We start from the raw sequence: 17,237 nt of genomic DNA, 5'->3' as shown, positions 1-17,237 counted from the left end.
AACCGCACTTCAGTTTTTTCATCTGCTAAAGTGCGGTCAAAATAATCGTTATTTTGTTGCTTTTGCCGCTTCTTGTTTTATTTCAGCATCCACTTTTTGTTGATTCGCATTAAGTTTAACTAAATCAGCTGCCATTTTTTCCGCTTCTTTTAAGAAGAAATCAGGTGCTTCATAGTCTTTTGGCAAATCATCAATGTCTTTTAATGCTTTTTTGCCTTCACGTTTAAAACGATCATTGAGATCTTTTAAACGTCTCGCATCATCTTTATCATTTTCCGCTTTGCGTTCTTGGAAATTCAATGATAAGAATTTGCGCTCACGACGTTCATCACGGATTTTAAGATCTTCATTTAAAGCAATAAATTCAGGATCTTTTGCAATACGCTCTAGATGTTTTTCATTTAATGCTTCAACATCTTTACGTGCTTTATTGGTTTCAGAATAAGTCGCCGGTGGAATTTTATCCCAAGGTAATGCATTATCTTCTTTTTCTTCACCAATTTCTTTGGCATCAATAATTTCAGGGAAATTAATATCTGCAGCAACACCTTTTAATTGGGTTGAACCACCATTAATTCGATAGAATTTTTGGATAGTATATTGCAACACACCAAGTGGTGTTTGGTCTAAATCATAAACAAAGTTTAATGAACGACTTTGTTGTACGGTACCTTTACCAAAGGTATTTTGCCCAATAATGATACCACGATTGTAATCTTGCATTGCCGCAGCAAAAATTTCAGAGGCAGATGCACTGAAACGATTAATCATTACCAACAATGGTCCTTTATATTGCTGAGCATTGTCATCATCTTCGTGTACACGAATACGTTGATACGCATCTCGTACTTGTACCACAGGACCATCAGTGATGAATAAACCGCTTAATGACACGGCTTCTGTTAATGCACCGCCGCCATTCTCACGAAGATCCACAATTAAAGCGCCAATTTTTTTCTTCTCAGCATCTACTAATAATTTTTTCACATCATCAGTTAAGCCAATATAGAAACTTGGAATTTTAATGACACCAACAGTTTCACCATCTACTTTAGAAACTGTAAGTTTTGCTGCTTGGTCTTCAATACGGACTTTATCGCGAACTAAAGTGACAATACGGCTTTTCCCACCTTTTGCAGGTTCAATTTCAAGACGAACTTTTGTTCCTTTTTTACCTTTAATTTTGTCAACGATATCTTCTAAACGCCAGCCGATAATATCTTCGATTTCGCCTTTTTCTTGGCCCACACCAATGATTTTATCGCCCGCTTGTAATTTCTTACTGCGTTCAGCCGGCGCACCTGGTACTAAGGATTTAATACTGGTTTCGTCATCTTCAGATTGTAATGTTGCACCAATCCCTTCTAAAGAAAGGTTCATGCTTTCATTAAAGCTTTTTGCAGTACGTGGCGCAAGGTAGCTTGTATGCGGGTCGATTTCTCGAGCAAAAGCATTAATATAAATTTGAACAATATCATCCGCTTTGGTTTGAGTTAATCGACGAATCGCTAAATTGTAACGTTTAGTGAGCTTTTCTTTAATTTCAGGCCATTTTTTATCTTTTAATTTCAGGCTGATTACATCATTTTTGACGCGTTCTTCCCAAAGCTTATTCGCTTCTTCTTCCGTTGCTGGGAAAGCGGCTTTTTCACGATCGATCTCAATTTGATCATTACCTTTTAAATCTGGTTCTTTATCTAATAGAGATAGAGCATAAGCATAACGCTCATAACGACGTTTCATCATCAGATCGTAAATAGCAAATGCGGCTGAAAGATCACCCTCATTAAGTTGGTCATCTAATTTTGAGCCATATTTAGCACGTAAATCATCAATATCTGATTTTAAAAAGGTGTTATGGCTGTAATCTAAACTTTTAATATAACGATCAAAAATCTTTTCGGAAAAGGCGTCATCAAGCTGGAATTTACGATAATGTGATTGAGTTAAACGTGTCGTTGCACGCTTAGTTGCTAACTGATTGGCATCAGTTGCCGAAGGAATCGTAATATCACTTTGCTTTAATTTCGGCTGTACAGCAAATGTGTCAGACGAATGAAGAAATAACGCACCTAAAATTGCTGTCGCAATAAGACTTTTGGTTGTATGTAATTTCATTTAACCTTTCCCGATAAGAAATAAATTATTAGGCAAATAAACGATCTGCGGTGACAGTCATCACTAAACCATTTTCAAGTTCTACGCGTGCGCCATCTTTTTCCACATTTAATACGGTCGCATTTTTCGCTTGTTCAGCCACTTTCACTTTCACTTTGCTACCCGCAGAAAGTGTTGTGAAATCAACCGCACTTAGTTTCACTTGTGGTGCTTTTGGTTTGCGAGGGGCTTGATTTGAATTCGGTTTACGAGCAGGTCGTTTTTGTTGTGCTTTTTTCGCTGCTAATTCTGCTTTACGTTTTTCTGCAAATTTAGCTTTTGCTTCTGCTAATTGTTGCGCCGCATGAGAAACGTGTTCAGCGTCTAATACACCAGCAGGGTTGCCGTATAAATCCACACGTTCAGCACCTTCACGGCAGCCGTGTAAATAGCGCCAGTTAGAAGTGTATTGACGTAAAGCCTGACGTAATTGAGTTTTACTGACACGTTCATCATCTTTTAATGCTTCAGCAAGATCTTGGAAAAGACCAATTTTTAATGGTTTTGCTTCACCTTCTGCAATAAAGCAAAGCGGGAATTTTTCCACAAGATATGCAATAATCGCTTTTGTATCAGTTAATTTTTGAACGCCTTCAGCATTATTTTCAGCTTGGGCTTCAACTTGAGAATCTGTCATTTCTGCGTTTTCCTAGGATAAAAATAAAAACTTGCACAGTTTACCGCACTTTTATAAGGATTGACAATGGTTGGGCGGAATAATTCCGTTTCTAGTACAGATGTATAACTTCACAAATCCCCTTAATTAAGGCTAAAATAGTTCACTTTTTAAATTTTTGATGAAACAATGACAAAAACACCTGATTTTACTCATGCTACTTATAAACTAGTGCGTTGCATAGGATGCGATGCAACGGTGTTTGTTTGTCGTCCTCAAGAAGGGGAATACGCACAATGTCCGCGTTGCCATCATAAATTGCAATCGGGAAGTCGTTGGTCACTTAAACGTTGTTCATTAATCGCCCTTTCTATCTTAATTTTAATGCCATTTGCTTTAGGCTATCCTTTATTGAGCTTAGATTTACTAGGTACCAAAATTGATGCTTCTGTTTGGAAAGGGATTTGGAAAATGGCAGTAGAGGGATATTCCTATACTGCATTTATGATTTTCATCTGTGCTGTTTTAATGCCTGTCTCTTTTGCAATTTTAGTCATTATGTTGCAGATTTCTAAATTACTCAAAATTAAGCCTCGTAATGTCTTATTATTTGTGGGTTATATTAAGCCTTGGGTGATGTTCGACGTCTATTTAGTTGCACTGGCTGTCACCATGTTTAAAGTGCGCGAATATGCCACATTAGAAGTGGATGTGTATTTAATTGCTTTTGTTTTTACTGCACTTTTAACCACTTTATTATTCATTAAAATTAATTTAGATGATTTATGGCATGATTTTTATCCCGATCAGAAACCGGTTACCAAAAGTGATAAACCGTTAGAGCTTTGTACCGCTTGCGATTACACTTTTTTAAAAGAAGATCAACAATACGATCACCGTCATCGAGCCATTTGCCCACGTTGTGCGTCGCTTATTGAAATACCAGAGAGTGTAAAATTACAACGTGTTTGGGCGACATTAGTGGCCGGGATTATTATGCTTTTCCCCGCAAATTTACTGCCAATATCCGGCGTTTATTTAACAGGAAATTTGTCACAAGACACCTTGATGTCGGGGGTGATCTCATTTATAAGCATGGGCAGCTATTTTGTGGCTTTCGTGGTATTCTTCGCCAGTATTTTTGTGCCAGTCAGCAAAATCCTCATTATGTTGTATTTATTGGCCAGCGTGCATTTTAAATGGCGACATTCAATTAAATGGCAAATGCGGCTATTACATATCGTTCACTTTGTAGGACGTTGGTCAATGCTGGATCTTTTTGTGCTAGCCTTGATGATGTCTCTAGTAACACGCGGACAGATTATTAATTTTACTGTAGGCCCTGCGGCATTTTATTTCGGTGCAGCAGTGTTTTTAACTATGATTTCAACTTCTCAGTTTGATAGTCGATTAATTTGGAAAATTTATGACAGAAAACAATAAACTAGAATCTCAATCTATTGATGAGCAATCTAATAATGTGGCAGCGTTATTACGTAAGAATAAACGCATCTCACCGTTTTGGTTATTGCCTTTTATTGCATTATGTATTGGTGCCATTTTATTTTTCCAAATTGTACAAGAACGAGGAAAGACCATTACGATAACATTCTCTAATGGTGCAGGACTCGTTGCAGATAAAACCCCTATTCGCTATCAAGGGTTGCAAATTGGTGTCGTGAAGAAAGTGAACTTTACCGACAATATGCAAAAAGTGAAAGTTGAGGCAAATATTTATTCTGAAGCAACAGAAGTGTTAAAAGAGAACACCAAGTTCTGGCTTGTTCAGCCGAGTGTGTCTCTTGCGGGGATTTCAGGCTTAGACTCTTTGGTTTCAGGAAATTATATTACGCTCCAGCCAGGTGATGGTGACTCTGAAGATGAATTTATTGCGGAAGAGCAAGGTCCTATTGCGCAAGTCAATCCAGGGGATTTGTTAATTCATTTAATTTCAGATGATTTAGGTTCAATTTCGATCGGTGCTTCTGTGTATTTCAAAAAAATGCCAGTCGGGAAAATTTATGATTATCGATTCAATAAAGACAATAAAGTTGAAATTGATGTCGTAATTGATAAGGCCTTTGCGCATTTTGTGAAGAAAGATTCACGTTTCTGGAATATTAGCGGTATTAACGCCAATATTAATTCATCCGGTATGAATGTGTCGGTGGAAAGTTTAAATGCGGTGGTGCAAGGTGCCGTATCATTCGACTCGCCATCAGATAGCCCTCAAGCGGTGACTAACAGCAATTATATCCTTTATTCTAATTTACAAGCAGCTAAACGCGGGATTGAAGTTGAAGTGACTCTACCTGTTTCAGCAGGCTTACAAGCAGGGCAAACTTCAGTTTATTATGGTGATGAGCAAGTTGGTTTGCTTTCTTCTTTAAGAACCGTCGAAAACAATGAAGATATTTTACAAGGGACATTATTAATTGAGCCAAGCCAGGCTAATCTCTTAAAAACTAATACACATATTGTGTTGAAAAGTCGCAAGTTAGATTTGGGCGATATTGCTAATCCACAGAAATTCTTTCGTGGTGATTATTTCGAAATTATTCCAGGAAGTGGAGAAAGTAAAACGCAATTCGAAGTCATTCGAGAAAATGAGTTATTGCTCAAAGCACCAAATACCTTGGTTTTGACCTTAACGGCGCCAGAGACTTATGGTATCGCGGAAGGGCAATCCGTGTTTTATAATAATATTGCTATCGGTCAAATTGTGAAGCAGAACTTAAATGTTGATGGTGTCAAATTTGAAGTGGCGATTGCATCAGAGTATCGCAATCTTATTCATGAAAACACCCAGTTTGTCGCTGCCTCTAATTTTGATGTGAGTTTGGGTATTGATGGCTTACGTTTTGAATCGGCGACACCATCAAAATGGTTGCAAGGTGGCGTGCGTGTATTAGCGAAAAAAGGAAGTGGCGCACCGCATTCTACCTATCCACTTTATAAGGATATTAGCAGTGCAGAAACAGGCGTAACGGGCAACTTAGTGAATCCAAGTATTGTGCTACATTCCACTAATTTGCCTAGTATTAGCAAAGGTTCTGTCGTGCTTTATCGTCAGTTTGAAGTGGGTAAAATTATTAACGTAAGACCAAAAGCCAATAACTTTGATATTGATGTGTATATTTATCCGGCTTATCAAGATCTTCTTACAGATAAAAGTGTGTTCTGGGTTGAAAGTGCGGCACAAATTGATATTACTCCGAAAGGCATTAGTATCCAGGCATCACCGGTTGCTCGTTCATTAAAAGGTGCGATTAGCTTTGATAATACGGGTTCAGGCAAAAATAAAACACTTTATCCAAGTGAACTAAGAGCCAAATCAGCGGGACAAGTAATTACGTTACTCACAGATGATGCAACGGCTTTAAGTAAAGGAATGAGCTTGCGTTATCTTGGTATGAATGTTGGTGAGGTTGAGCAGATTTCCCTTGATCAAAAAACAAATCGTATCACAGCGAAAGCATTAATTAATCCAAGCTATATGGGCATGATTGCAAAAGAAGGTACGGTATTTAAAGTGATTTCTCCACAAATCTCAGCCGGTGGAATTGAAAACCTAGATAGTCTTTTACAGCCTTATATTGATATTGAGTTAGGCAAAGGCCCATCAAAAACACAGTTTAATTTAGCGCAAACCGCACAACCGCGAAATAAATACAGCAATGGCGTGCCATTTATTTTGGAAACCAGTGATGCGATGAATTTAACGGAAGGATCTCCAGTACTTTATCGCGGTGTTGAAGTGGGAACCGTTCGTAAGTTTGAATTGAATTCTTTAGGTGATCGTGTATTGGTACATATTGCGATTACACCGAAGTATCAACATTTGGTACGTAAAAATTCAGAGTTCTGGGTTTCATCAGGTTATGATTTCAACCTTGGTTGGAAAGGCGCAGAATTTAATACCGGTAGCGTACAGCAATTGTTGAAAGGGGGCATTTCGTTCTCGACTCCATCGGGTACGATCGTTCAACCGCAAGCAACGGCAAATCAGCGTTTTATGTTGCAAGTGAAGAAACCAGCTGAAGCACCAACTTGGAATTCGGGTGCTTTACCGGCAAATCAATAAAACATAAAAAGAAATAACCGCACTTTTGAATAATCAAAGTGCGGTTATTTTTTTAGGTATTTTGAATAGTGCTATTGCCCCATATTTTTGACTGATTTTAAAAAGCCTTTGGCTGAAGTATAGACTTCATCTTTGCCCTGAGCATGTAAAATCATATCGGACATTTCACGGAATGCACCCTTCCCGCCGCCAAGTGAAAGTATATAATCCACAGCATTTTGCACATAAGGCGCAGAGTCTGCCACAGCAAAAGAAAGGCCACAGGTTGCAAAAGCAGGGAGATCGACGCTGTCATCACCAATATAGGCTGTTTGCTCTGCTGTAACTCCTGCTTGTTTCATGAGTTCCAAACAAGCACTTTCTTTCTCAAGCTTGCCTAAAAAGAACAATTTAATTCCGAGATCACTAATTCGCTTACGTAGAATCGCAGAATCTCTGCCCGATAATACGGCGACTTGAATACCTGCATCCATCAACATTTTGACACCAAGACCATCACGAACGTGGAAACTCTTAATCGCTTCACCATTCGCATCGTAATGGAGTAGACCATCAGTTAATACGCCATCGACATCGGTGATGACCAATTTAATTTTCTTTAATTTTTCGTTAATCATTAGCTTGAGAACTCCACTAAACCCACAACATTATTTTCATCATTGACCACAACAAGTGAGTGAATTTTCTTCTCTTTCATCAAGTCTTCTGCTTTCGCTAAGAATTCGTTCTCATGAATCGTTTTCGGTGACGAGGTCATCAGTTCTTTCGCAGTCTTGTTAAGGGTATCTGCACCATTAGCCGTTAATGCTCGGCGCACATCACCATCGGTAATAATGCCTTTAAGTTGTTGGTTTTCCATCACTAATGCCACGCCCATACGACCTTCATTCATAATGCTTAAACAATCAGTGAAGCTGGTCTCTGGTGTGGTAATTGGCAGGCGAGTTTGCATTTGATCTTTCACTTTGCATAACAAACGACGACCAAGGCTACCACCTGGATGGAATTTCGCAAAATCAGCCGGTTGGAAATGGCGAGCAGTAATCAATGAAACCGCAAGGGCATCGCCTAAGGCTAAAGTCACTAACGCAGAAGTGGTTGGTGCGAGGTTATTTGGACAGACTTCGCGTTCTACGGTGATATCTAAAACATAATCCGCATGGCGAGCAAGCGTAGAGTTTTTATTGCTGGTTAAAGCAATAATTTTATTGCCGAAGTTTTTCAAACTTGGAATGAGTTTATTTACATCATCGGTTTCACCGCTATAAGAAATCAGCATCACGATGTCGATGGGTTTTAACATACCTAAATCGCCATGAAATGCCTCGGTTGGGTGAAGGAAGAAACTTGGTGTTCCTGTAGAAGCAAAAGTCGCCACCATTTTTTTGCCAATTAGCCCCGATTTACCAATACCACCGATGACCAAACGACCTTCGCAAGCAAGGATAAGATCCACAACTTGAGAAAACTCATCATCCAAGCGTTGGCTTAGTTGTGTGAGCGCTTGGCTTTCAACAGAAAGCGTTTCTCGTGCGATTTGTAAATAATTCATAGGAAATCCTTATGATAAAAGTGCGGTTGAAAATAACCGTGTTTTGCAGGGCTATTCTAACGGAAGTTATTAAAAATAAGAATGAAAATTTGACCGCTCTTTGAATTCCCCCTATACTACGCCGCGAGTTGGTTAGACAATCGCTGGTTTATTGAAGCCCTTAACCGTGTTCGCACGACCTAGTGGGACAAGTAAACGAGAGGAAAGTCCGAGCTACAAAGGGCAGAGTGCCGGATAACGTCCGGGCGGCGTGAGCCGACGACCAGTGCAACAGAGAGCAGACCGCCGTGAAAACGGTAAGGGTGAAAGGGTGTGGTAAGAGCACACCGTGCCGTTGGTAACAACGTGCAGCAAGGTAAACTCCACTCGTAGCAAGACCAAATAGGAACTCAATGGGTGGCCCGTCCAGAGTTCGGGTAGGTTGCTTGAGCGGCAGAGTAATTTGTCGCCTAGAGGAATGATTGTCCACGACAGAACTCGGCTTATCGACCAACTCAACAAATTCATAAAAAATGACCGCACTTTTGTTTTTTCATTATCCTACTCGGGATGGAATGAATAAAAGTGCGGTCATTTCCTTTTGTGTTTTACCACAAGCTCATTTGTTCTAAATGGCTTTCTTCCGGTAAATTCACGTGTAATCCAACGAGACGAATGGATTTTCCGTGGCTACGTTGCCAAATTTGTTCCAGTAATTGTTGAAAGCTTTTTAGTGATAAAGGCAAGCCAGTTTTTTCTAAGGTCGTCACCTGAAAATCTTCAAACTTTAATTTCACCCCAATTTTGCGAAAAGCAGTTAAAGGGATATTCGGTGCACTTCGTTCAATGCGACGAATAAGCTCGGTATAGAGATTATCTAGCAATGCTATGCCTTGTTCGAGATGACGAATATTTTCGGATAAAGTGCGTTCTACGCCGATAGATTTTCTCTCCCGATGCGCTTGAATTTCACGATCATCAATGCCATGGCTAAAATCCCAAATTCGCTTGCCCATTTTACCGAAGATATTTAACAAAATAGATTGGTCGAGTTTTTGTACATCTTCGCAAGTTTCTAATCCCATTTTTAATAAACGTTCAGAAGTGACTTTGCCTACGCCAGGGATTTTTTTTAATGGCAGTGTTTTTACAAATTGTTCAACTTCATGAGGTTGAATCACAAATTGTCCGTTCGGTTTATTCATATCGGAAGCAATTTTGGCGAGAAATTTAAGGGGGGCAACGCCAGCTGAGGCGGTCAGTTTTAATTCATCAAAAATCGCTTGGCGAATTTCTTGTGCGATCCAAGTGGCAGATCCTGAACATTGTGTACAATCCGTGACATCCAAATAAGCTTCATCTAATGAAAGTGGCTCAATGATAGAAGTATAGCGTTGAAAGATCTGATGAATTTGTGCGGATACCTGTTTATAAAGCGGCATATTAACTGGCACTAAAATCAGATTAGGGCATTTTTTGATGGCTTGTGCCGTAGGCATCGCACTGTGTAGCCCAAATTTTCGAGCCTCGTAATTACAGGTAGTGAGCACACCACGTTGTCGAGAACTACCACCCACTGCGACAGGTTTGCCCTGTAGCGTTGGATTTTCACGGATTTCAACAGAGGCATAAAAGCAATCCATATCAATGTGAATAATTTTTCGGGTGGAGTTCATGCTATAAGTGCGGTCAAAATTAGGCGTGTTTTTAGTATATCGAAAAGAAAATAACTGTTCAACCATACAGTAATTAAAGAGCCCACATTACGTGGGCTAGAGAAGAGAATTAACGATCTGAGAGAACGGTTTTATCACCAAACAGGATAACGCGTTCAATAGGATAAACATCAATTTTTTCTTGTTGGTTCATAAAGACTTTGCGTGCGTCTTCAGCCAATTGAACAAACGGAATTTGTAAATTAATATTGATGGATTTGCCCGGTTGTAATGGGGTTTCTAAATTGATTTGCATATCTTGGCTGTAAATAACTTTACGGTTATTCACATATACGCCCACCCATTGAATATTTTTGATTGGTTTTTGACCAATGTTAGTGATTTCATGTTTGAATGCACTTAATGCTTGGCCATTTTCATCAACCACCATTTCACGATTACCAATATTGATGGCAAGGTATTTGTCGATGTTATCATTCGCTTTTACCGCTTGTTGTTGGGTTTGTGTTGCTTTTGCGGGTGTTGCTTCTTTTGCAATAACTTGTGTGTTAAATGCTAAACATAATGCACCTAATGAAAGTGCGGTCAGAGATTTTAATGTTTTCATTATTCGATTCCTTATAAAAAAGTGGCAAAATTTTACCCTAACTTCTTAGGTTAATAAATAGCTTCTTTTCCTTTCTTGGATTTTTTGATAAACTGCCGAACGATTTTGGGGCTGATTCTGGATTCGACGGGATTAGCGAAGCCCAAGGTGCACGTCGAGGTGCGGTAGGCCTCGTAAATAAACCGCAAAAAAATAGTCGCAAACGACGAACAATACGCTTTAGCAGCTTAATAACCTGCTCATAGCCTTCGCTCCCCAGCTTCCGCTCGTAAGACGGGGATAAAGCGGAGTCAAATCAAAACGAGATCGTGTGGAAGCCGCTGTTTGAGGATCGAAGCACTAAATTGAATCAAACTAGCTTAAGTTTAGCGTGTCTGTCCGCATGCTTAAGTGAAATTAAAGACGAGACTAAACGTGTAGTACTGAAGGTAGAGTAATTTCGGACGCGGGTTCAACTCCCGCCAGCTCCACCACAAAATAAACCTATCAAGTCCTATGAAAGACTTTAAAGCCTTGAAAATAATGACTTCAAGGCTTTTTTATTGCGCTTTTAACTTCTATCAAACTCTCGAATTTGAGTAGTGCATTTAATAGTTGGCACTTATTGATTGGTTAAATTGTTGCATTAGTAAAGTGCTTAATAATCGTAAATTATCAGCTAAAGGAGAAAAAATGAATATTTTATTACTAGATGGTGGTAAAGATTTTGGTCATTCACATGGCGAGTTGAACCACACGCTTCATAAAAAAGCGAAAGAAGTTTTGACCGCACTTGGACACAATGTTCAAGAAACCGTGATTGATGCCGGCTATGATGTTGAAGCAGAAATCGAAAAATTCTTGTGGATGGATGCCGTGATTTGGCAGATGCCAGGTTGGTGGATGCACGAACCTTGGACAGTGAAAAAATACATAGACGAAGTATTAACCGCCGGACACGGCAAGCTTTACCACAGTGATGGCCGCCATCGTGTAAATCCAACCGAAGGCTACGGCACAGGTGGCTTGTTGCAAGGCAAAAAACACATGCTTTCACTTACTTGGAATGCACCGATTGAAGCATTTACCCGTGAAGGCGATTTCTTCGAAGGTAAAGGTGTAGATACGTTGTATATGCACTTCCACAAACTCAACGAGTTCATCGGCTTGACCCGTCTGCCGACATTCCTATGCAACGACGTGATTAAAAATCCACAAGTTGAACAATACTTGGCAGACTACCAAGACCACTTGGAAAAAGTGTTTGGTTAATTGCAAAATATTGGTTTAGAAGGTGAGCATTTTGCTCACCTTTTTTATGTCAAAATTAATTATTATGCCAATTTTTTTAATTCTAATTCACCAATGCGCTCACAGGCTTTACGGTAATATTCGTTGAACCTTTTCATTTCCGCACAGCTTATTGTCTGGTAGCATTGCATATTCTATAATTATTATCAAAGGTAGATATATGGGTTATCATTAAAAATGTAAATAATTTAGATATCTATGTAAAAACGGAGAGAATTCTTTTGAATTTAACGATTAGGAACCTAGAAAAATTTAAATGGTTGGTAATATGGAATATATGATATTAAGTCTTCAGGTGCTTTGGGAGGAAATTGGCAAATACGCATTCTTTTTGATTGTCAATGCCTACTGCATTATCAGAATGTATCAAAACCGTCATTGGAAATATTGTGCAGTTGTTTTCATTCTGCTCAATGTCTGGGTAATTTACGGATACTGGATTGATATCATTAATTCGTATCTTTATTGGAATCAATAAGATAGTCAAAAGGCCGTCTGAATGAAACACAAGAAAACAAATATCCTTTTAGGAATAGTAGCAGCAGGTTACCTCAGCATTGTATTGGCAAACATAGGATTAAATAGAATGATTGAAGGCAACGGCAATCCCGAACAGGCAAAAGGCATGGTTTGGGGTGTTAAGATGGCGGAGGCTATATTGGTTAACGCCACACCGGAAAATTCTTCATATTTGACGTTGGGAGCATATGCGGTAGACGTATCTAATAAGTACAGCTCTGATTTTTATTTGCAGAACGGAACGGTCTTGCGAAACTTCTTTGGTACAGGCTCTATCTGGGGTCGAGGAGGATACTTAGGAAGAACGGCAGAGTTTGATTTACTTCCCGAAAGGTTAACTTTTACCTATTTATCCCAGTTTGAAAATAAATTTTATCAGCTGGACGAAGCTCTTCCTACAGACAAGATACGTCCTATGATGGCAAAAAGTTACAGGGTATTTAATAATGCAGTAGAGGATACTGAAACTCCGCGATATGAATCTCCCAATAATTTTGAATTAGCTGTTGCTCCTGGTGGTTGGGTTACGTTGAATTTGACCAGCACTTTTATCCATAAGGAATTAATGTCCTGGCAAGCAAGAGAGATTGTACCTTCTTTGGAAGAGGCTGCTAAACACCACTTTAATGAAATGTGGTATTACGATGTTGAGTTTTATCATGACCCTAAGAGAAGGGCTGAATACTTAGATGGAGTACGTAAAGAACACCCCGATTTCTATCACACTTATATAGCTGGATCCAAAAACGTCAGTGCAGAATGGTACAAACAAATGCAAACAAAATATCCATGGAACTTGGAAGTTGAAGTGGATGGGGGGGAATGGAACGGCGAATATTATATGGAATTCGCTAATACGGAGCGCTGGACGGCCATCGGTAAGGAGAGGATAGAAGAAGAGAAGAAGGCAATGAAGGCGATGCCAACTTACATCAGAATATGGTTAATAGACAAAGAAACGGGTAATCGGTGGGGCATCAGATTGCATCCATTTAAGACTGAAGAACAAGAACAGAATGATTATAAAATCATATATGATGATGCCCGACTAAACGGGTTATACAAGATATTTCAACAGGCATTCCCCGGAAGGAATCAAGCGCACAATATCAGTACACCTTCAATAAATCAGTTTGCCACGTTGAAATTGAAATTTGATGATCATTTTGAATTAACCGAAGCATATCTTCAAAAAGATGGACAAAAATTTGTATTGCCAGATGCTAAGCTCCATCAACGTTATGAAATCAGCAATACTGCTTATTACTAATATTATTAGGAAAATACGGCTTTGATAACTTTATCGGTCATGAAAACCAATCAGTCGAGGAGAACTTCTGCCTGCCGAACAGGTTAGTGCCAAGAGGGATGAGAACGGCAATCCCATTTTTCGGGAAGATACTGTTTGGCGGCTACTCAAGTGTGAAGATAAAGGTCAAGCCCGCTTTAGTGAAAAAGAATTGGAAGATCTTCAAAAGTAAAATATAAACGAAACGATAAAAAGGTCGTCTGAAATCATATCGGGTTTTCAGTTTCAGGAAAACCGCCTGCCGGAAAACTTGACCGCGATGCAGAATATCGCTATTTTTATGGACAAACCCGATGAAGGCGAAATCATCGCGCTGGCGGCGAAAGTCGGGCTGACTGCGGGCGATTTGAACAAATATCCGACCGAATTGTCCGGCGGCATGGCGAAACGGGTAGCATTTTTGCGCCTGCTGCTGTGCGGCTGCGACCTTGCCTTGCTGGACGAGCCGTTCGTCGGTTTAGACCGCGATTTGCGCGATATTTTGGTCGCCATGCTGGTGGAAAAAATCGAGCGGCAGGGCATGGCGTGTATGCTGGTAACGCACGACCGCTTCGAAGCCGCACGCCTGAGCCATGAAATCATGCTGCTTTCCACTAAGGGCATGAACGTGCAAAACGTGATTACCCTGCCTACGCCGCTGTCCGAACGCGATTTGGCTTTTGAAGAAGCCGCGGTGGCAAGAGAGTTTCAGGGGATTCATTATGAGGTGCTTTATGTTTTCGACTGTGATTACTGCTGCTGTTTTATATATTGCTACAGCAGTAGATTTGTTGGTAATACTATTAATATTTTTTGCTAGAGCAAATACTAGAAAAGAATATCGAGATATTTATATCGGACAATATTTAGGTTCTGTAATTTTAATATTAGTTAGTTTATTTCTAGCTTTTGTTTTGAATTATGTTCCGGAAAAATGGGTGTTGGGTTTATTAGGTTTAATACCGATTTACTTAGGTATTAAAGTTGCTATTTACGACGATTGTGAGGGCGAAAAAAGAGCTAAAAAAGAATTGGATGAAAAAGGGTTGTCAAAATTAGTCGGTATTGTTGCTTTGGTTACAGTTGCTAGTTGTGGTGCAGATAATATTGGACTTTTTGTTCCTTACTTTGTGACTTTAGATCTTGTCGACTTATTAGTTACTCTTCTTGTATTTTTAATATTGATTTTTGTTTTAGTATATACAGCACAAAGATTGGCTAATATTTCAGGTGTTGGTGAAATTGTAGAGAAGTTTAGTCGTTGGATAATGGCTGTTATTTATATTGGTTTAGGGTTATTTATTATTATTGAAAATAATACAATTCAAACAATAATATCAATAATATGAATGATACGGGCATTTGAGTATCTGACAAACCTTCGGCTTGCTTCTTCAATATAAGATACAACCCTGTCCGCCCAATAAATCCATATCCGAAAGCATCTTCATGCAGAATTAAGCCAAACCATGAATAAGTTTTTCACCCACCCCATGCAGCCGTTTTTCGTCGGTGCGGCGGTGCTTGCCATACTCGGCGCGTTGGTGTTTTTCATCAGCTCCGGTGCCGTCATTTTGAAATGAAACCAAATCAAAGCCGATTGAACCATCGTCCACTTGGGTACGACCATCACGTCCGCCGGTTGCTGTTGCTGATGTTTTGTAGAAAATTTTCATGATATTGTCCTCAATTCAATATTGGTTAAATGTTTTGGCGTACTGCCGTTGAAAGTGAGTTCATTATATTGAACGGCAATATGAAGTGTTATATGGATTTATCCAAATTACTTGCCTATTCCTACAAAATAATGTTCTCAACTGAAACGATAGAACGCTTATTAAAAGTTATTCCACATAACGAAACCTATTCATCTCCAATTAAAGGCTTGGTGATTCGCCATGCCGATCAGCCGTTTTGCTACGAGGGTATTATTCAAGAACCGAGCATTTGCATCGTGTTAAGCGGAGAACGTGAAGTGCAGCTAGGCGAACAATGCTACCGATTTGATAATCAACATTTTATGTTTTGCCCAGTAAACATACCGATGCGTGGCGAGATTAAATATGCAGAGCCGCAAAAGCCGTTTTTAGTGATGTCGATGAAAATTGATATTGAAAGCGTTAGCAAGATTTTATTAGCAAATCCAAACCTTGCAGATGATGTCCAACAGGGCGACGAGGGTTTTGCACAATGGCATTTGGATGAATCTCTCAAAAATGCTGTTGAACGCTTATTACTCTTGCACGAAAATCCAAAAGATATTGGGTTTCTTGCACCGCTTATCCAACAAGAAATTTATTATCGACTCCTTACAGGCGAGCAAGGTGGCAAATTTAAAGCCATGGTAAGCAATGGATCGCACACCAAAAAAATCGCCCAAGCCACCCATTATCTGCAACAACATTTTAGTGAAACCATCACCGTGGAAACCTTGGCAAATCTAAGTAGTATGTCATTATCTGGATTTCATAGTCATTTTAAGAAGATAACCAGCCTTTCACCGCTGCAATATCAAAAATCCTTACGTCTGATGGAAGCCAGACGACTGATCGCACAAGAAGAGCGAGGCATTACCGAAACTGCTTACCAAGTCGGCTACGAGTCACCTAGCCAATTCAGCCGTGAATACAAACGGTATTTCGGGCATGCGCCCAAGGGGGATATTAAATAGATGGGGCTTAAAGATAGGTTTAAAAACACCTAAAAATTTGACCGCACTTTATCATTTAAAAAACCGTTTGAAACGATCATTCAGACGGTTTTTTATTTAACTGAAATTTTGTGAAAGAGATTAAAAATGAGATAATTCTCAAACCTTTTAAGAGGCTTTATTGATAAAAATATTTGGAGAAAGCATGGAACACAAACTTGAGGATATCATTGCAATTTTTAATCAATGTTTTGAAGAAGAATATAATACTCGATTAGTTAAAGGTGGGGATGAGCCGATTTACATTCCTGAAAATGATGAGGTGCCTTATAACGCGATTTACTTTGCGAGAGGCTTTTACAGCAGTGCATTACATGAAATTGCCCATTGGTTGGTGGCGGGGAAAGAGCGCCGTAAATTAGAAGATTTTGGCTATTGGTATGAGCCGGATGGTCGTTCTGAAGCACGTCAGCGTGATTTTGAAAAGGTGGAAGTGAAGCCCCAAGCATTGGAATGGATTTTAGCCACAGCGGCGGGATTCCGTTATTTTGCCAGTGCGGATAATTTGAATGGCAATCCTGGGGATACGCAACCATTTAAGCAAGCGGTGTATGAGCAAGTGAAAACCTATGCAGAAAAAGGCTTACCAAAACGCGCAGAAACCTTGCGTCATGCATTGGCTCAATTTTATGGTACAGAAGATAGAATTGATTTAGCGAAATTTGATGTGACTCGCATCTAAAGTGCGGTCATTTTTAGGCAGATTTTGCGTCTGTCAATTTTCCTTAAAATCGGCTAAAATAGGCCGATTTTATTTTT

The 17,237-nt window shown here is 39.5% G+C and carries 15 protein-coding genes and 2 other RNA genes; 10 read left to right on the top strand and 7 right to left on the bottom strand.

The annotated features are described in order from the left end of the window. Nucleotides 1-48: 48 nt before the first annotated feature. On the bottom strand, nucleotides 49-2,118 hold the full coding sequence (gene prc, locus INP93_RS08525; RefSeq protein WP_197544668.1) for a carboxy terminal-processing peptidase: 2,070 nt from the start codon (nucleotides 2,116-2,118) through the stop codon (nucleotides 49-51). Between the two features lie 28 nt (nucleotides 2,119-2,146). Beyond that, nucleotides 2,147-2,794 (bottom strand): RNA chaperone ProQ, encoded by a 648-nt coding sequence (proQ, locus tag INP93_RS08520; RefSeq protein ID WP_049372655.1) that lies wholly within the window; start codon nucleotides 2,792-2,794, stop codon nucleotides 2,147-2,149. Between the two features lie 168 nt (nucleotides 2,795-2,962). Between proQ and INP93_RS08515 the strand changes: the two genes are divergently transcribed. Together INP93_RS08515 and INP93_RS08510 are read left to right on the top strand one after the other, a co-directional pair. After that, nucleotides 2,963-4,216 carry a paraquat-inducible protein A gene (locus tag INP93_RS08515; RefSeq protein ID WP_197544667.1) on the top strand — a complete coding sequence of 418 codons (1,254 nt, stop codon included), beginning with the start codon at nucleotides 2,963-2,965 and terminating at the stop codon, nucleotides 4,214-4,216. After that, the gene (locus INP93_RS08510; RefSeq protein ID WP_197544666.1) at nucleotides 4,200-6,857 is read left to right on the top strand and encodes a PqiB family protein; all 2,658 of its coding nucleotides are present in this window, start codon (nucleotides 4,200-4,202) and stop codon (nucleotides 6,855-6,857) included. The genes INP93_RS08515 and INP93_RS08510 overlap by 17 nt, the downstream gene beginning before the upstream one ends. 71 nt (nucleotides 6,858-6,928) lie before the next feature. Here the strand turns inward: INP93_RS08510 and INP93_RS08505 are convergent, their stop codons facing one another. Both INP93_RS08505 and INP93_RS08500 read right to left on the bottom strand, forming a co-directional pair. Then, the gene (locus tag INP93_RS08505; protein WP_070592280.1) at nucleotides 6,929-7,474 is read right to left on the bottom strand and encodes a KdsC family phosphatase; all 546 of its coding nucleotides are present in this window, start codon (nucleotides 7,472-7,474) and stop codon (nucleotides 6,929-6,931) included. Beyond that, the gene (locus INP93_RS08500) at nucleotides 7,474-8,409 is read right to left on the bottom strand and encodes a KpsF/GutQ family sugar isomerase (RefSeq protein ID WP_070592279.1); all 936 of its coding nucleotides are present in this window, start codon (nucleotides 8,407-8,409) and stop codon (nucleotides 7,474-7,476) included. Before INP93_RS08500 ends, INP93_RS08505 begins: the two co-directional genes overlap by 1 nt. A 124-nt stretch (nucleotides 8,410-8,533) precedes the next feature. Between INP93_RS08500 and rnpB the strand changes: the two genes are divergently transcribed. Next, an RNA gene (gene rnpB, locus INP93_RS08495) (RNase P RNA component class A) lies at nucleotides 8,534-8,910 on the top strand. An 86-nt stretch (nucleotides 8,911-8,996) separates the two neighbouring features. Here the strand turns inward: rnpB and dinB are convergent. Both dinB and INP93_RS08485 read right to left on the bottom strand, forming a co-directional pair. Continuing rightward, the gene (gene dinB / locus INP93_RS08490; RefSeq protein ID WP_070635239.1) at nucleotides 8,997-10,064 is read right to left on the bottom strand and encodes a DNA polymerase IV; all 1,068 of its coding nucleotides are present in this window, start codon (nucleotides 10,062-10,064) and stop codon (nucleotides 8,997-8,999) included. Nucleotides 10,065-10,173: 109 nt separating this feature from the next. Further along, nucleotides 10,174-10,671 (bottom strand): hypothetical protein, encoded by a 498-nt coding sequence (locus INP93_RS08485; RefSeq protein WP_197544665.1) that lies wholly within the window; start codon nucleotides 10,669-10,671, stop codon nucleotides 10,174-10,176. Between the two features lie 107 nt (nucleotides 10,672-10,778). Here INP93_RS08485 and ssrA point away from each other — a divergent pair. The 5 genes from ssrA (at nucleotide 10,779) to INP93_RS08455 (ending at nucleotide 15,117) form a co-directional block, all read left to right on the top strand. After that, nucleotides 10,779-11,144: a transfer-messenger RNA gene (gene ssrA / locus INP93_RS08480) on the top strand. 199 nt (nucleotides 11,145-11,343) lie between these two features. Then, a complete protein-coding gene (locus INP93_RS08475) occupies nucleotides 11,344-11,922 on the top strand; it encodes an NAD(P)H-dependent oxidoreductase (RefSeq protein WP_197544664.1) in 579 nt (192 codons plus the stop codon). A 538-nt stretch (nucleotides 11,923-12,460) separates the two neighbouring features. Then, nucleotides 12,461-13,750, top strand: coding sequence for a DUF2931 family protein (locus INP93_RS08470; RefSeq protein ID WP_197544663.1), 1,290 nt, complete (start codon nucleotides 12,461-12,463; stop codon nucleotides 13,748-13,750). 289 nt (nucleotides 13,751-14,039) lie between these two features. Further along, nucleotides 14,040-14,588 (top strand): ATP-binding cassette domain-containing protein, encoded by a 549-nt coding sequence (locus tag INP93_RS09725; RefSeq protein WP_232087609.1) that lies wholly within the window; start codon nucleotides 14,040-14,042, stop codon nucleotides 14,586-14,588. Continuing rightward, nucleotides 14,503-15,117, top strand: a complete 615-nt coding sequence (locus tag INP93_RS08455; RefSeq protein ID WP_003766668.1) for a CadD family cadmium resistance transporter — start codon at nucleotides 14,503-14,505, stop codon at nucleotides 15,115-15,117. Before INP93_RS09725 ends, INP93_RS08455 begins: the two co-directional genes overlap by 86 nt. Nucleotides 15,118-15,225: 108 nt before the next feature. Here INP93_RS08455 and INP93_RS08450 read toward each other — a convergent pair whose 3' ends face one another. Then, a complete protein-coding gene (locus tag INP93_RS08450; RefSeq protein ID WP_193451221.1) occupies nucleotides 15,226-15,444 on the bottom strand; it encodes an OsmC family protein in 219 nt (72 codons plus the stop codon). A 92-nt stretch (nucleotides 15,445-15,536) separates the two neighbouring features. Between INP93_RS08450 and INP93_RS08445 the strand changes: the two genes are divergently transcribed. Together INP93_RS08445 and INP93_RS08440 are read left to right on the top strand one after the other, a co-directional pair. Next, complete coding sequence (locus INP93_RS08445) at nucleotides 15,537-16,439, top strand: AraC family transcriptional regulator (protein WP_232087608.1); 903 nt, start codon at nucleotides 15,537-15,539, stop codon at nucleotides 16,437-16,439. 184 nt (nucleotides 16,440-16,623) lie between these two features. Next, complete coding sequence (locus INP93_RS08440) at nucleotides 16,624-17,160, top strand: elongation factor P hydroxylase (RefSeq protein ID WP_197544662.1); 537 nt, start codon at nucleotides 16,624-16,626, stop codon at nucleotides 17,158-17,160. Nucleotides 17,161-17,237: the final 77 nt, after the last annotated feature.

This window comes from Haemophilus parainfluenzae (assembly GCF_014931415.1).
Taxonomy (GTDB): domain Bacteria; phylum Pseudomonadota; class Gammaproteobacteria; order Enterobacterales; family Pasteurellaceae; genus Haemophilus_D; species Haemophilus_D parainfluenzae_AF.
Note: the sequence above shows the minus strand (reverse complement) of the source record. Positions and strands in the feature narration are given on the sequence as shown.

Excerpts from the sequence above, each read along its gene's own strand:
- prc (WP_197544668.1), bottom strand. The coding sequence starts at position 2,118 with ATGAAATTACATACAACCAAAAGTCTTATTGCGACAGCAATTTTAGGT.
- proQ (WP_049372655.1), bottom strand. The coding sequence starts at position 2,794 with ATGACAGATTCTCAAGTTGAAGCCCAAGCTGAAAATAATGCTGAAGGC.
- INP93_RS08515 (WP_197544667.1), top strand. The coding sequence starts at position 2,963 with ATGACAAAAACACCTGATTTTACTCATGCTACTTATAAACTAGTGCGT.
- INP93_RS08510 (WP_197544666.1), top strand. The coding sequence starts at position 4,200 with ATGACAGAAAACAATAAACTAGAATCTCAATCTATTGATGAGCAATCT.
- INP93_RS08505 (WP_070592280.1), bottom strand. The coding sequence starts at position 7,474 with ATGATTAACGAAAAATTAAAGAAAATTAAATTGGTCATCACCGATGTC.
- INP93_RS08500 (WP_070592279.1), bottom strand. The coding sequence starts at position 8,409 with ATGAATTATTTACAAATCGCACGAGAAACGCTTTCTGTTGAAAGCCAA.
- dinB (WP_070635239.1), bottom strand. The coding sequence starts at position 10,064 with ATGAACTCCACCCGAAAAATTATTCACATTGATATGGATTGCTTTTAT.
- INP93_RS08485 (WP_197544665.1), bottom strand. The coding sequence starts at position 10,671 with ATGAAAACATTAAAATCTCTGACCGCACTTTCATTAGGTGCATTATGT.
- INP93_RS08475 (WP_197544664.1), top strand. The coding sequence starts at position 11,344 with ATGAATATTTTATTACTAGATGGTGGTAAAGATTTTGGTCATTCACAT.
- INP93_RS08470 (WP_197544663.1), top strand. The coding sequence starts at position 12,461 with ATGAAACACAAGAAAACAAATATCCTTTTAGGAATAGTAGCAGCAGGT.
- INP93_RS08455 (WP_003766668.1), top strand. The coding sequence starts at position 14,503 with ATGTTTTCGACTGTGATTACTGCTGCTGTTTTATATATTGCTACAGCA.
- INP93_RS08450 (WP_193451221.1), bottom strand. The coding sequence starts at position 15,444 with ATGAAAATTTTCTACAAAACATCAGCAACAGCAACCGGCGGACGTGAT.
- INP93_RS08445 (WP_232087608.1), top strand. The coding sequence starts at position 15,537 with ATGGATTTATCCAAATTACTTGCCTATTCCTACAAAATAATGTTCTCA.
- INP93_RS08440 (WP_197544662.1), top strand. The coding sequence starts at position 16,624 with ATGGAACACAAACTTGAGGATATCATTGCAATTTTTAATCAATGTTTT.